Below are 13,984 nucleotides of genomic sequence, written 5' to 3' on the forward strand. Positions count from 1 at the left end.
GGCTTAACTTAATTAAGTTAAACTCACTGTTATAATACAGTATATCGGCGCTATTGTGATTAGTAAAACGAATGTTTATAATGATTAGTATGAAAAAAATTCATGTCAAAAGTCGGTATGGAGTGAAAGGCATTGAGCTTAGTTAAATACGAAATATTAAATATGGTAGGTGAAGTACATAGTTTTACAAAAGCTGCTGAACTACTAGGGTTGACGCAATCAGCGGTAAGTCATGCTATTTCCAGTATGGAAAAGGATTTCGGCTTTAATTTAATTCATCGTAACCGAACGGGTGTCACATTAACGGAAGATGGTATGACGATGTTAATCGCGATGAGAAAGGTGTTATCTGCAGAAGAGCATTTAAGACAAGAGGCGGCCCATATTTTAGGTGTAGACAAAGGGACGGTCCGAGTGGGGGTATTTTCTACGATTTCAACACATTGGATGCCTAATATTATTCGTCTAATGGAACAGCGATATCCTGGTATTCAAATTGAGTTACGTGAAGGAGATTATTATGAAATTGAGCAGTGGTTACTGAACGGAGAAGTGGATTGTGGCTTTTTAAATCGGACAAGTTCTAAACAGTTCGATTTTATAGCGTTAAAAAGAGATCCGTTACTTTGTATTGTGTCTTCAAAAAGTCCGCTATATGATAAAGGAGAAGTTGATTTAAATGAAATAGGGGATACACCGTTCATCATGCCTTCCTATAAAGGAACAAATGATGTTATCGCGAATTTTGAAAAATATAATGTACGTCCAAATGTACGATTTCATTTAATTGATGAAAAGGGCATTTTATCAATGGTGGAGCATCATTTAGGGATTAGTATTTTACCGCAACTTGCGATGGCAGGCTTGATGAATAATGTGAGAACTTTACCTTTAAAGCAAGAAAGTTTTCGAACGATTGGACTTTCAACGAAGCAAAAGTTATCACCAGCTACTCAAAAGTTTGTAGAAGTATTGAAGCAATGGTTAGCTACAGTAAAGGAATAAAAAAGGGGGTTGTGATTTATGTTAAAGGGAAAAACAGTTTTAATTACAAGTGGTGGCACATTTGAAAAATGGGATAATGTTAGGGGCCATACGAACTTATCAAAAGGAACGATGGGATGTTATTTAGCGGAGGCAGCCTATGCTAAAGGTGCGCATGTTATTTATATGCATGGTGTTTTTGCACAACTACCTGAAAATCAACGTGAGATGCGTCTTGTGCGCTTTGAAGGAATTGAGGACTTAGGAGATCAGTTAAAGGAAATCGCCCGACAGCAACACGTAGATTACATAATTATGGCTGTGGCGGGTTCAGATTGGCTTGTAGATAAAGTATTTGACCAAGCAGGCAATGAATTAACTGAAAAAGGGAAAATGCCGTCAGATGAACCACCGATTATTCATTTTAAAAAGGCGCCAAAAATATTAGCGCAAATTAAAAATTGGTCGCCACAATCGACGCTTATAGGCTTTAAATTAGAAGCGACAGAGGATGAAGCATTTTTAATCGAGCGTGCAAAATTACGCATGGATTCCGCACAGGCTGATTTTATGGTAGCAAATAGCTCAAAATCATTATATGGCGGCATGGAACCCCATATCATTGTTCATAAATCCGGTGAAATTGTTCGTACAGATGGCAAACAGCAAACGGCGCTTACGTTAATTGAACAACTCCTTGTTTTAAATTGAATTTGAATGATATAATTTGAATATTCTTTTTATATAAAAATAGAGGATATTGAAGGAGTGTTTCAAGTGGCATTAGAGGAAGTAAAGGCATTTTTCAAACAACATGGCAAAGAGCAATCCGTATTGGAATTTGACAGTAGTAGTGCAACGGTACAAGAGGCGGCGCTAGTATTAAATGTTATTCCCGCAAGAATTGCCAAAACATTATCGTTTCACGGACAAGATAATAAGGCAATTTTAATTGTCGCAGCAGGGGATACTAAAATTGATAACGCTAAATTTAAGCAACAATTTGGAATGAAAGCAAAAATGTTAGATGCGGAGTCCGTTGTGAACCAAACGGGGCATCGCATTGGCGGAGTTTGCCCGTTTGCACTGGCAAATGAGCTACCTGTTTATTTAGATGAATCACTACAACGTTTTGCAACTGTATTTCCGGCATGTGGGAGTGCCAATTCGGCAATTGAACTAAGTTGTGATGAATTACAACAGTATGCAGGTGCAACTAGTTGGATAGATGTGTGTAAAGACTGGCAATAAAAAAACGATACAGAAATTTTAAGGAGTTAAGTAACGAATGACGTTAACAAAACAACAAGCAATTCAAGCATTAAAGAACAATCAATTTATCGGATTTACGACAAATACCGGTAACGTCCTTATTAAAAAGGCAAATCGCACGGATTATAATATTTACATTTATGAAGAAGGAACAGATGAACCTTCTCATTACATAGGATCGATTACAAATGTAATGGCGACATTGAGTGATAAAAATAGTAAACAAGATTTTATCGTAGTTGAAAAATAAAGAGAAATAAAGCTGCAAACATATGAAATCAACTATATGTTTGCAGCTTCTTTAATTACTTTTTTATGACATTCGCAGCTTGTGGACCTCTATTTCCATCAATTACATCGAATTCTACAGATTGTCCCTCAGCGAGCACTCGGAAACCTTCTTCTTTTATTCCAGTGAAATGTACAAAAACATCATCACCATTATCACATTCTATAAATCCATAACCTTTTTCATTATCAAACCATTTTACAGTGCCTTGGTGCATTAGTGATCTCCTCCGATACTGTCAAATTTAGTTGATCATTATAATCATCTACACTTTGGCGTCATTACGTCCAGATTTTAAATTGTGCTTAATTAAGGATGTTACCTTAAATTCAACGTATCCATGTGAAATAGATAACTATCCTACATCATGCAGGACTAAGCGCAATTAACTCCTTTCAATATCTGTGACATCCACCAAAGGCTTTAATTTCATTCAAACTTCTTTTGAGTGAAATTAAAAACAGAATATTACGAATAAAATATATCCTAGTTAAGGAACGTATGTCAACAATTTGTCGAATAAGTCACATTATTTTATAGATGTTTTCACCTAAAACAGACTATAATAAAGACGACTATAATTGAAAGTAGGGTTTACAAATGACAACTACGAAAACAAAACCTCTTACAGATTTGGATATTGCGAATAATGCAATAATGAAACCGATTACAGAAATTGCAGAAAATGCAGGAATACCTGCAGAATCGATTGAACAATACGGACGTTTTAAAGCGAAAATCGATGTAAATAAAATTTCAGGTCAAGCAAACGCTAAAGTTGTTTTAGTGACTGCAATTAGTCCAACACCAGCTGGGGAAGGTAAATCTACGGTAACTGTTGGATTAGCGGATGCTCTGAAGCAACTAGATCAACGTGTTATGATTGCGCTTCGTGAACCATCATTAGGACCTGTTATGGGTGTAAAAGGTGGGGCAACAGGTGGAGGTTATGCGCAAGTTCTTCCAATGGAGCAAATTAACTTGCATTTTAATGGAGACTTCCATGCGATTACAACAGCGAACAATGCATTATCGGCATTTATCGACAATCACCTTCATCAAGGGAATGCCTTAAATATTGATCCACGCCGTATTATTTGGAAACGTGTCGTTGATTTAAATGACCGTGCGCTACGACATGTAACAGTGGGCTTAGGTGGTCCAGCACAAGGCGTACCACGTGAAGATGGCTTTGATATTACAGTTGCTTCAGAAATTATGGCGATATTCTGTTTAGCAACAAGTATGACAGATTTAAAAGAACGCCTTGCAAACATCGTAATTGGTTACACGTACGACCGTCAGCCAGTTACTGTGCGTGATTTACAGGTCGAAGGTGCACTTACACTACTATTAAAAGAAGCGTTAAATCCAAACCTTGTGCAAACAATTGAAGGAACTCCTGCATTAATTCATGGTGGACCATTTGCAAATATTGCACACGGCTGTAACTCTATTATTGCCACACAAACAGCACGCAAACTAGCAGATATTGTTATTACAGAAGCAGGATTTGGTTCGGATTTAGGTGCAGAGAAATTTATGCACATTAAAGCGCGTGAAGCAGGCTTTGCACCGAGTGCAGTCGTAATTGTTGCAACAGTTCGAGCTCTAAAAATGCATGGTGGCGTTGCAAAAACAGCGTTAATCGATGAAAATGTAGAAGCACTTCGCCAAGGAATTACGAATCTTGCGCAGCACGTTGCAAATATTCGCAATTTTGGTGTTGAACCTGTTGTCGCATTAAATCGTTTCATCACGGACTCAGCAGCTGAGGTGAATATGGTTTTAGAGTGGGCAAAACAAGAAGGAATTCGTATCGCGCTTACAAATGTTTGGGAAGAGGGCGGTAAAGGCGGATTGGATCTGGCAAAGCAAGTGCTAGAAGCGATTGAAAAACCAAACAACTTCCATCATTTATATGAAAATGAAGAAACAGTTGAGCAAAAGTTAACGAAAATTGTGCAACAAGTGTATGGTGGAAAAGGTGTTCAATTGACAGACGCGGCTAAAAAACAATTAATTAGCATTGAAAACAATGGTTGGGCAAACTTGCCGATTTGTATGGCGAAAACGCAATATTCTTTATCGGATCAACCAAGTTTACTAGGTAGACCGACTGACTTTACTGTTACGATCCGTGAGATTATTCCGAAATTAGGCGCGGGCTTCTTAGTGTGCTTAACGGGTGATATTATGACAATGCCAGGCTTACCTAAGCAACCGGCAGCACTTCGCATGGATGTAGCGGAAGATGGTAGCGCATTAGGGTTGTTCTAAGGATTTGATTGCTCGAAGTAAATAATAAAAAAAACGCCATTTGACTGAAATTAGTCAAATGGCGTTTTTGTATTGGGTTAAATTTAAAATAGGATACTAACGATATTGCCAGCAATCATGATAGACACACTACTCGCATAAATTGCAGCACCAATTAAAATAGGTGATAACAGGATAAGCGCTTTCTTTTCTTTGTCTTTGGCACATTGAACAGTTGGATAAATCACTTTTTCCATAAAGAACACCCCTTAAAGTCTTTTGTTTTGTATCGTTTTTTCTAGTATATAACGTAATCTTGTAAAAAACAACAACTAAGTTCACAAAATAGACAAAATTTTAAATTATCTAATAAAAGGGGGTTTTTGAGCTACTATCCCTTCCATGTTAAAATAGTATATGTAGCACAAGTATTGAAAGAAAATAGGTGACTGCTGATGAAGGAAATCTTATTAACGTGTGAAACACTAGTTAAAGAAATTTATGGGAAAATGGATGCAAGCCATGATTTCCAACATATAGAACGCGTTTATCAAAATGCACAAGCGATTTTGCAAACAGAACAGGATGCTAATGAGCTCATTGTTTTGCTTGCCGTATTATTGCATGATGTGAGCGATTCGAAATATGCAGTTGATAAGTCTGATGAAGAGCGAATTCTAAAACAACTCCATTTAAGTGAGCAAGAAAAAAAACATATTCAAGCGGTAATTGCAGAAGTTTCATTTAACGGGGGCAATGAGCTACCTACAACAAGCATTGAAGCGGAAATTGTGCGCGATGCGGATCGTTTAGATGCCATTGGGGCAGTGGGCATTGCGCGTACATTTGCTTATGGTGGTGCAAAGGGGCGCAAGTTGTATGATGACGCTGAAGAAGCAAGAGAGGCGATGTCATTAGAAGACTATCGCGCGAAATCCACAGCAAGCGTCACTCATTTTTATGAAAAACTTTTATTATTGAAAGATTTAATGGTAACTAAAAAAGGGCAAGAAATGGCAGAACGTCGCCATGAATATATGGTACAATTTTTAGAACAGCTTAAACAAGAAAGAGACGGGATTTTATGAGTCATTTAATCGTATCGAATTTAACAAAAACAGTAGGCGAAAAAACGCTATTTCAAAATATTGAATTTACGATATATGAAGGAGAGCGTGCAGGTTTAATCGGGATAAACGGAACAGGGAAATCGACGTTGTTATCTATTATTTCAGGGATTCAAGACGCCGATACACTGGATATGGATCACCCGAATAAATACCGCATCGCTTATTTAGAACAAGATCCACAATTTGAGCCGAATACGACAGTTTTACAAGCCGTTTTCGGAGGAGATTCACCGATACTGCAGCTAAACCGAGCGTATGAAGAAGCGGTAACAGCATTATCAAATGAACCACAATCAGAAAAGCTTCAAAATGAATTATTCCGTTTACAGCAGCGAATGGATACAGAAAATGCCTGGGATGTCAATGCATTAGCAAAGCAAGCTTTAACGAAATTGGGCATGGACATGTTCGAGAAAGACGTAACTGAATTATCAGGAGGTCAACAAAAACGTGTAGCTCTTGCAAAAGTGCTCATTGAACCAGCTGATCTTTATTTATTTGATGAGCCGACGAACCATTTAGATGTCACTTCGACTGAATGGTTACAAGAAATGGTTTCACGCTTAAAAGGGGCGGTTATTTTCATTACCCATGACCGTTATTTCTTAGATGAAACAGCGACACATATTTATGAGCTGGCGGATCAAACATTATATCGCCATACTGGTTCATACGGAGATTATTTAGAAGCAAGGGCACTTCGTGAAGAGATGAATGCCGCGACACAAGCAAAATTACAAAATCGTTACCGCTCCGAATTAAAATGGATTCGTCGCGGGGCAAAAGCAAGAACGACAAAGCAAAAAGCACGAATTCAACGTTTTGAAGCGTTGGATGAAACGTTGGATCGTTCAGTAGATCAAACAGATTTAGAGATGGGTTTAGCGACAACTCGTCTTGGCAAAAAGGTGCTTGAATCAGAGGGCATTTCTAAAGCGTATGGGGAACGAAAAATTATACAAGATTTTAGCTTCCTGTTACAGCAAGGGGATCGTATCGGTATTATTGGCGCAAATGGCTACGGGAAATCGACGTTACTCAATATGTTAGCAGGAGAAATTGAACCTGATCATGGAGAGGTTATCGTTGGTTCGACAGTAAAAAGACTGCATTTTAAGCAAGCGATACCTGCGATGAATGAAAATACACGCGTTATTGATTATATTCGCGAAGCATCGAATGATATTACCGATGCGGATGGAGTACGTTACTCTGCATCACAAATGTTAGAACGTTTTTTATTCCCTTCTCAAGCACATGGCACGCAAATTAGTAAATTATCTGGTGGGGAAAGAAAACGATTGCATTTATTGCGTTTGTTAATGGAACAGCCAAATGTTTTATTATTGGACGAGCCGACGAATGATTTGGATATTGAAACATTAGGTGTGTTAGAAGATTTCATAGAAAACTTCCCTGGTGTTGTCATTACGATTTCACATGACCGATTTTTCCTTGATCGGATTGCGAAAAAGCTATGGATTTTGGATGGACACGGTGGTGTTGAGGAAAGCTTAGATGTATATACAGATTATTTGGCAAAAGTAACTGCGGAGCAACAGCAGGCAGCAAGAGAAAATAAAATTGAAAAGACAAAGGTTGAAAAACCAAAAGTCGAGAAGAAAAAATTATCGTTTAAAGAGCAAAAAGAGTGGGAATCAATAGCGGATACAATCGCAAAAATGGAAGAAAACATTATGCAAACAGAAGAGGGAATCTCTACTGCAGGTTCAGATTTTACTAAATTACAGCAATTAACAGAGCAATTAGAGCTATTCAATAGTGAATACGAGCAATTAATTGAGCGTTGGAGCTATTTAGATGAGATTGTAAACGGATAAGGAGACATACGTATGAAAATTATTCTAATCGAGCCAACACCAAGTCCTAATTCAATGAAAATTGTCATTGATCAAGAGCTACCGTTTGGTAAAAGTTTTAATTATTCAAAAGAAAATATTGAACAAGCTTCAAAGGAAATTCAAGCGATATTTGCAGTGGAAGGCGTAAAGGGTATTTATCACGTCGCAAATTTCATGGCTGTTGAGAGAAATGCGAAATTTGCGTGGGAAACGATTTTAGCAGGCATTCGCAAGGCGTTAGGTGAAGACGCACAAGCTGAACAGCAACAGCAAGTAAATGAACATTTCGGTGAAGTGAATGTGCATGTACAAATGTATAAAGGGATTCCTTTACAAGTAAAAGCTTTTGATGGTGAGGGAGAAATCCGTATTAGTGCAGGAAAACGCTTTTTAGAGGCATTTGAACAACTTCAATTGCACGGAACAGACGAAAACTATATTTTTGAACGCAAATGGATTGATTTTGGTGTTCGTTATGGAGATAAAACGCAAGTAGCAGAAGAGGTATTAAAAGAAGTTGAAGCACTTTATCCGCAGGAACGTTTAGAGAAAATTATCGAAGTAGCCAATGAACCAGTTCGTACGGTTGCAGTAAGTCGCAAGGAAGTTTCGTTAGCACAATATATGCAAATTAGCGATTGGCAACAACGCTTCCAGTTATTAGATCAAATTCCTGATCCAGAAGTGAAAGATATTCCACTTTTAGAAGAAGCGCTAAAGGATGAGCAAATGTCTGTACGCCGCCTCGCAACGATTTATTTAGGGATGATTGAAGATGTGGCTGTTGTACCAGCGTTAACGAAGGCGATACAAGATAAAAGCGCGGCTGTTCGACGTACGGCTGGAGATTGCATGAGTGACTTAGGTTTACTAGAGTTTGAACAGGCGATGATTGAAGCTTTAGCAGACAAAAATAAATTAGTTCGTTGGCGTGCAGCGATGTACCTATTTGAAACAGGAACAGACGCAGCTATCGAAGCATTAAAAATTGCAAGTGAAGATAAAGAATTTGAAGTGAAACTACAAGCGAAAATGGCATTAGCAAGAATTGAACAAGGTAAAGAAGCACAAGGTTCGGTTTGGAAGCAAATGACGGAATTAAGAAATCAATAAAAATAGAAGAATGACATTTTGATCACGTATCGAAATGTCATTCTTCTTATTTAACTATATAATATCGATAATTTGTGAAACATGAATAGTAAATTTGTGGAATATAATCTATATTATAGAGTAGGAGGGGAAAATATGGAGTTAATTGATTTGATAGAACAAGAACTAATTTTAAATCATGAGGTTGCGTTAAAAAATAAATTGTTCAGTAACTATTTATTATATTTCGAAAAAAATAGCTCAAATGTAATAGAAGAAATTAAAAATGATTATTATCTCCATTTTATTCAAGATATTTGGTCATTGCTTGAACTAAGTCAAAATCATCAAATCTTATTTATGAACGAGAACGGTATTTTAAGAGAACCAAGGCAATTTCTAATTGAAACTTTCTCATATCAAGAACAATTCATAAAAAACATACCTTTTTTCAGCGTTTCGCCAATAAGGAATTTTATCGTAGCCTCAATTATTGTGAAGAAAATGGAAAAATGGATTTACAATAAAGTGGATTTTTCAAGCCTGATTGAATCAGAGTCATTCATGAAAAATGATGTTGTTCATAAACATGAACGCATTAATGAAGGGTTCCGTCAAATCGAAAATAACTATTTACAACCATTTATTGATTTTACTGATGAAATAATTGTTCATACAATTGAACAATTGAAGGCTGCGGAACAAGTACTCGGAGCAACATTTTGGGTGCAATTAAATCCATCGGAAATTGATCGATTATTTCATATATTAGAGAGCGACCATTTTTCTGAAATCTATTTATTGAAGGAAAAAATGAGTACGGCTGAGTTCGTAACGTTTCATAAAAAAGAAGGCAATAGTGCGGATTCTACATTTATTTTTTGTGTGCAGCAAGATCAATCGATGCAGGCATTTGGAAATTTACAAACAAGTATTGCTTTAGCGTTAGTAGATTTATCAAAACAAAGTAATCATGATTTTATGTATTTACCTTTTGCGCATCAAATCAATCAAGAAACGGTAATTTTAAAGGGAAAGTTAGATTTTCAGAAATACTTTGAAATGAATAATTCTTTTATTGGGGGAGATGGTGCAATCGGTTTTAAAAAAGCACTTAATTTTGCCTTTACGTTATTAAAACTTGAACTTTCTAGTGCTTCGGGGAAAATCTATTTGCTCTGCAATGAACGTTTCTTTGACTATTGCCCAACAGAAGAAAATTGGAAAAATGCTGTATTGAAATTCAAAAGTGAAAAAAATATTAAAATTACAGTCTTATATACTGGGGAAAGCGAACTTTTAGAACCAATTTGGTTTGCGGATTATGTATTTATCCTAGATGAAAGCGCTGTACTTCACTAAAGGGGACTCGTATAAAAGCCCTAAATAGTGAACTAAAGCGCGTCCTATTTAGGGCATATTATGGAAATTTAACTGTTACGTTGAAGGTTCGACTAGCTTCACCTTCTGTTCGGGTACGAACACGGTATAAAGGATGCTACCAAAAATTAAAATGATGCCAAAAGTTTGTAGTAAAGTAGGGCGGAATGATAATAAAATGGCATCTAATAAAATGGCAACGACCGGATCGACAAAGACGAGTACCGAAACGAGTACTGTGGATAAGTTTCGGATGCTATCAAAAAATAAATAGTAAACAAAGCCGGTATGGATAAAGCCTGTGCCCAAAATGAAAAGCCAGTTGCGCTGCGTTAAACTTTCGAAAGCTGTAAAATCACAGAGCGGGAACAGCATCACGATGCCAACTATTGTCTGGATAAAAGTTAGCGCATACGATGATAGCCCTTGAATCGTTTTACTTGTAAACATTGTTAGTGCGTAAAAAATGGCGGAAAGTAGCGCCCATACAAAGCCTGAGTTTAGAAATTGCGCCGGTGAAGTAAAGCTATCTAAACCGATAATTAATAAACTACCGAAGAAACAAATAACCGTTGCCATTATGGAACGCACACTCATTTTTTCAGCTAATAATAGCGATCCGAGCATTAAAACAAAAATAGGCGCTAAATTATAAATCGAAATGGCTACCGAAATCGACATTACTTCAAAAGCTTTGAATAAAAATACCCAGTTTAATACGATAAAAACACCACAAAGGATTGTTTTTAATACTTCCGACTTTTGCCACACTTCTGTTTTATGTCCACCAGTCAAAATCCAAAGACTACCTAAAAAGAGCGTTGCACAAATACAGCGAATAAATACGAGCTCAACAGCGGGTAATCCGGTTTGCGTTGTAAAAAATCCGATCGAACCAAATATCGCCATTGCAATACTCAGTTTAACAATTGCCTGTATATTCATATAGAAACGCTCACTTTCTTAGGGGTTGTAAAAAGCTTTAATTTCTAATTTGTCCGTTGCCCGTAATAAAATATTTTGTTGATGTAAGTGCAGGTAAGCCCATTGGACCGCGCGCATGTAATTTTTGCGTAGAAATGCCAATTTCAGCACCGTAGCCAAACTCAAAGCCATCTGTAAAGCGCGTCGATGCATTATGGTAAACCGCAGCAGCATCCACTGAGTTTAAAAATACGTTTGCATTGTGTAGATCCTCAGTCAGAATGGCTTCTGAATGCTTTGTACCAAATCGATTAATATGTTTTACCGCCTCAACAACGTTTTCAACAACTTTCACACTTACTGTCAGCGCTAAAAATTCCTCCGCATATTGCTCATCTGATGCAGGTAGTGCTTCTTTCAAAACATTACATACATGTGTATCACCATAAATTTGAATGCCAAGGTTCGATAAATAGTGGAGGAACTCTTTTCCGTGTTGTGCAAAAAAGTCTTCATGAATCAAAACACTTTCCGTAGTATTACAAACAGATGGACGTTGTGTTTTTGAATTTTTAACGACATTACGAGCCATTTCAAGGTTGGCAGAATGGTCTATGAAAACATGACAGTTCCCAGCGCCTGTTTCAAGAACAGGAACACTTGCTTCTCGAACGACTAAATCGATTAAGTTTTTTCCACCGCGAGGGATGAGTACGTCTAAGTATTCATTTAATGTAAATAATGTTTTCGCTGTTTCGCGGCTCGTATCCTCGATTAATAGAACGGCATCTTCAGGATAATTTACTTTTTTAAGTGCCTGATGAATCGACGCGACTAACGCAATATTAGAGTGCTTAGCAGAAGAGCTTCCGCGTAATATTACGGCATTCCCTGTTTTTAACGAAAGGGTAGCAGCATCAATTGTTACATTTGGACGGGCCTCATAAATCATGCCAATGACACCAAGAGGCACCCGTTTTTTGATAATTTTTAAACCATTTTCCTTTGTGATTTCTTCTAATACTTCACCAACAGGATCTTGAAGTTCCACTAACTGGCGAATGGCGTCACTCATCGCAAGGATGCGTTTTTCATCGAGTAAAATGCGGTCTAAAACCGATTCGCTTAAGCCAGTTGCTTGCCCGTTTTGAATATCTTTTTGATTTTCTACTATAATATTTTCGGTATCTTGAAGTAGCTGTTCCGCAATGCTTAGTAATGCTTCATTTTTTTCAGCAGTCGTTTTCATATTCGTTTCAAAGCTTGCCAATTTTGCGCGCTTTCCTTTTGCAATTACTTCATTTTCAATTATCAAATTCGTCATTATAAAAGCCTCCTTAAATTTCCACCCATTGATTTCGGTGAATGACCTCGATTGGCAAGTTCGCTAGCTCACTCGTTCGTTTGCCCATCGCTTGTTCCAATTCATTTGCAGAATATAATATTTCACCTCGACCGATACATGTATGGCGGTCATACACTTCGACAACATCGCCTTTTTCAAATTGTCCTTCAAAGGCATAAATTCCAGCAGGTAGTAAGCTCTTGCCACCATGTTGAAGCGCTTGTACGGCACCTTCATCGATAAATAATTTGCCCATTACTTGTGTAAAGGCGACCCATTGTTTATGACGAGGAATTGATTTTTCATTGCGAGTGAAATACGTCCCATCCCCATTGCCTTCAGAAATCTCAAGTAATTTATTTGAACCTTCGCCCGTTCCGATAAACACATCAACACCAGCATTCATCGCATGTTTGGCAGCAAATAATTTAGACTCCATCCCACCTGTGCCAACTTTCGAGCCTGTGCCGTCCGCAAAGCCGAGCATTTCATCGGTCACTTCTTCAATTTGATTTATCCGAACGGCATCTGCATTTGTTAATGGATTTGCCGTGTACAGCCCGTTGACATCCGTTAATATGATGAGCTGATCGGCATGAACAAGTCCGCTTACAAGGGCAGAAAGCATGTCATTATCGCCAAACGTCAGTTCTTCAACAGAAACCGTATCATTTTCATTTATGATTGGTAAAATGGAGCGCTCCATTAGTTCAGAAAGTGTTGCAGTCGCATTTTTGTAACGCTTTTTATCACTAAAGTCTGAGCGGGTTAATAAAATTTGCGCGGGCGTTACTTGAAACTGTGCAAACCCGTCGCTGTAAGCTTGAATTAATACACTTTGCCCAACAGCAGCAGCGGCTTGTTTGCCTTTAATTGTGACTGGTCGTGATGAATAACCTAATTTATGAAACCCCGCAGCGACAGCTCCAGATGACACTAATATCACTTCATGCCCCGCATTTTTTAGTGTAGCGAGCGCCGCGATATGGTCGGTAATTTTTAGTTGGTCAATTTCGCCTTTAGTATTTGTTAAAGAGCTACTCCCAATTTTTACGACAATTCGTTTCTTTTCCAATTTATTAGCCCCCTCAAAATAACTCAATAAATAACAAAAAAAGCGCTTCTCCTCCTAAATAAATAGGACGAAAAGTGCTTTTCCGTGGTACCACCTAATTTGAATGCAAAAATACATTCCACTTTGTCTCATAACGCTGAGTCGGCGCCTAGTTTTATAGGAGCATGTTCAAGTAGGTTCGATGGGTTTTGCTACGCGATTCTTTCAGCCAGTGGAATCTGCTCTCTTGATAGCTAATTGCCATTTACTATTCTTCAATTTGCCTTTACATTTTCTAATAGCATGAAGGATTTAATGGTTTTTGTCAATATCTAAATAGTAGAAATAGTTTAGTGGATCAATTTTTAAAGGGGGAATAATTATCTTTAAAAG

14 protein-coding genes are annotated in these 13,984 nt (G+C 37.6%); 9 read left to right on the plus strand and 5 right to left on the minus strand.

All coding sequences use genetic code 11. From position 1 onward, the window contains the following. Window positions 1-132: 132 nt before the first annotated feature. The 4 genes from MHI10_RS07025 to MHI10_RS07040 all read left to right on the plus strand — a co-directional run bounded on the left by MHI10_RS07025 (window position 133) and on the right by MHI10_RS07040 (window position 2,506). Window positions 133-1,005, plus strand: a complete 873-nt coding sequence (locus tag MHI10_RS07025) for a LysR family transcriptional regulator (RefSeq protein WP_340784201.1) — start codon at window positions 133-135, stop codon at window positions 1,003-1,005. An 18-nt stretch (window positions 1,006-1,023) separates the two neighbouring features. Then, window positions 1,024-1,695 (plus strand): phosphopantothenoylcysteine decarboxylase domain-containing protein, encoded by a 672-nt coding sequence (locus MHI10_RS07030; protein WP_340784203.1) that lies wholly within the window; start codon window positions 1,024-1,026, stop codon window positions 1,693-1,695. A 66-nt stretch (window positions 1,696-1,761) separates the two neighbouring features. After that, window positions 1,762-2,235, plus strand: a complete 474-nt coding sequence (locus MHI10_RS07035) for a YbaK/EbsC family protein (protein ID WP_340784204.1) — start codon at window positions 1,762-1,764, stop codon at window positions 2,233-2,235. A gap of 37 nt (window positions 2,236-2,272) precedes the next feature. Beyond that, window positions 2,273-2,506, plus strand: coding sequence for a hypothetical protein (locus tag MHI10_RS07040; RefSeq protein WP_340784205.1), 234 nt, complete (start codon window positions 2,273-2,275; stop codon window positions 2,504-2,506). 55 nt (window positions 2,507-2,561) lie between these two features. Here the strand turns inward: MHI10_RS07040 and MHI10_RS07045 are convergent, their stop codons facing one another. Beyond that, a complete protein-coding gene (locus tag MHI10_RS07045; RefSeq protein ID WP_057982433.1) occupies window positions 2,562-2,762 on the minus strand; it encodes a cold shock domain-containing protein in 201 nt (66 codons plus the stop codon). A 383-nt stretch (window positions 2,763-3,145) separates the two neighbouring features. On the opposite strand from MHI10_RS07045, the gene MHI10_RS07050 reads away from it, so the two are divergent. Beyond that, window positions 3,146-4,825, plus strand: coding sequence for a formate--tetrahydrofolate ligase (locus MHI10_RS07050; protein ID WP_340784211.1), 1,680 nt, complete (start codon window positions 3,146-3,148; stop codon window positions 4,823-4,825). Between the two features lie 83 nt (window positions 4,826-4,908). On the opposite strand, the gene MHI10_RS07055 is transcribed toward MHI10_RS07050, so the two are convergent. Further along, window positions 4,909-5,061: a hypothetical protein gene (locus MHI10_RS07055; protein WP_340784212.1), complete on the minus strand. Its 153-nt coding sequence runs from the start codon at window positions 5,059-5,061 to the stop codon at window positions 4,909-4,911. Window positions 5,062-5,259: 198 nt separating this feature from the next. On the opposite strand from MHI10_RS07055, the gene MHI10_RS07060 reads away from it, so the two are divergent. The 4 genes from MHI10_RS07060 to MHI10_RS07075 all read left to right on the plus strand — a co-directional run bounded on the left by MHI10_RS07060 (window position 5,260) and on the right by MHI10_RS07075 (window position 10,250). Beyond that, window positions 5,260-5,892 (plus strand): HD domain-containing protein, encoded by a 633-nt coding sequence (locus MHI10_RS07060; protein ID WP_340784213.1) that lies wholly within the window; start codon window positions 5,260-5,262, stop codon window positions 5,890-5,892. Beyond that, window positions 5,889-7,775 carry an ABC-F family ATP-binding cassette domain-containing protein gene (locus MHI10_RS07065; RefSeq protein ID WP_340784214.1) on the plus strand — a complete coding sequence of 629 codons (1,887 nt, stop codon included), beginning with the start codon at window positions 5,889-5,891 and terminating at the stop codon, window positions 7,773-7,775. Before MHI10_RS07060 ends, MHI10_RS07065 begins: the two co-directional genes overlap by 4 nt. Window positions 7,776-7,787: 12 nt before the next feature. After that, the gene (locus MHI10_RS07070) at window positions 7,788-8,909 is read left to right on the plus strand and encodes a conserved virulence factor C family protein (RefSeq protein WP_340784216.1); all 1,122 of its coding nucleotides are present in this window, start codon (window positions 7,788-7,790) and stop codon (window positions 8,907-8,909) included. A 135-nt stretch (window positions 8,910-9,044) separates the two neighbouring features. Then, the gene (locus MHI10_RS07075) at window positions 9,045-10,250 is read left to right on the plus strand and encodes a hypothetical protein (protein ID WP_340784219.1); all 1,206 of its coding nucleotides are present in this window, start codon (window positions 9,045-9,047) and stop codon (window positions 10,248-10,250) included. Window positions 10,251-10,325: 75 nt separating this feature from the next. On the opposite strand, the gene MHI10_RS07080 is transcribed toward MHI10_RS07075, so the two are convergent. Genes MHI10_RS07080 through proB form a run of 3 tightly spaced genes read right to left on the minus strand, consistent with a single transcriptional unit; the run spans window position 10,326 to window position 13,612 of the window. Next, complete coding sequence (locus MHI10_RS07080; protein ID WP_340784221.1) at window positions 10,326-11,213, minus strand: DMT family transporter; 888 nt, start codon at window positions 11,211-11,213, stop codon at window positions 10,326-10,328. A 37-nt stretch (window positions 11,214-11,250) separates the two neighbouring features. Then, window positions 11,251-12,516, minus strand: a complete 1,266-nt coding sequence (locus tag MHI10_RS07085; protein WP_340784222.1) for a glutamate-5-semialdehyde dehydrogenase — start codon at window positions 12,514-12,516, stop codon at window positions 11,251-11,253. A gap of 13 nt (window positions 12,517-12,529) precedes the next feature. After that, window positions 12,530-13,612 (minus strand): glutamate 5-kinase, encoded by a 1,083-nt coding sequence (gene proB / locus MHI10_RS07090; RefSeq protein WP_340784224.1) that lies wholly within the window; start codon window positions 13,610-13,612, stop codon window positions 12,530-12,532. Window positions 13,613-13,984 lie beyond the last annotated feature (372 nt).

The sequence above is a fragment of the Solibacillus sp. FSL K6-1523 genome (assembly GCF_038005225.1).
Classification (GTDB): Bacteria; Bacillota; Bacilli; order Bacillales_A; family Planococcaceae; genus Solibacillus.

Excerpts from the sequence above, each read along its gene's own strand:
- MHI10_RS07040 (WP_340784205.1), top strand. The coding sequence starts at position 2,273 with ATGACGTTAACAAAACAACAAGCAATTCAAGCATTAAAGAACAATCAA.
- MHI10_RS07060 (WP_340784213.1), top strand. The coding sequence starts at position 5,260 with ATGAAGGAAATCTTATTAACGTGTGAAACACTAGTTAAAGAAATTTAT.
- MHI10_RS07070 (WP_340784216.1), top strand. The coding sequence starts at position 7,788 with ATGAAAATTATTCTAATCGAGCCAACACCAAGTCCTAATTCAATGAAA.
- MHI10_RS07085 (WP_340784222.1), bottom strand. The coding sequence starts at position 12,516 with ATGACGAATTTGATAATTGAAAATGAAGTAATTGCAAAAGGAAAGCGC.
- MHI10_RS07055 (WP_340784212.1), bottom strand. The coding sequence starts at position 5,061 with ATGGAAAAAGTGATTTATCCAACTGTTCAATGTGCCAAAGACAAAGAA.
- MHI10_RS07065 (WP_340784214.1), top strand. The coding sequence starts at position 5,889 with ATGAGTCATTTAATCGTATCGAATTTAACAAAAACAGTAGGCGAAAAA.
- MHI10_RS07075 (WP_340784219.1), top strand. The coding sequence starts at position 9,045 with ATGGAGTTAATTGATTTGATAGAACAAGAACTAATTTTAAATCATGAG.
- MHI10_RS07080 (WP_340784221.1), bottom strand. The coding sequence starts at position 11,213 with ATGAATATACAGGCAATTGTTAAACTGAGTATTGCAATGGCGATATTT.
- MHI10_RS07050 (WP_340784211.1), top strand. The coding sequence starts at position 3,146 with ATGACAACTACGAAAACAAAACCTCTTACAGATTTGGATATTGCGAAT.
- MHI10_RS07045 (WP_057982433.1), bottom strand. The coding sequence starts at position 2,762 with ATGCACCAAGGCACTGTAAAATGGTTTGATAATGAAAAAGGTTATGGA.
- MHI10_RS07030 (WP_340784203.1), top strand. The coding sequence starts at position 1,024 with ATGTTAAAGGGAAAAACAGTTTTAATTACAAGTGGTGGCACATTTGAA.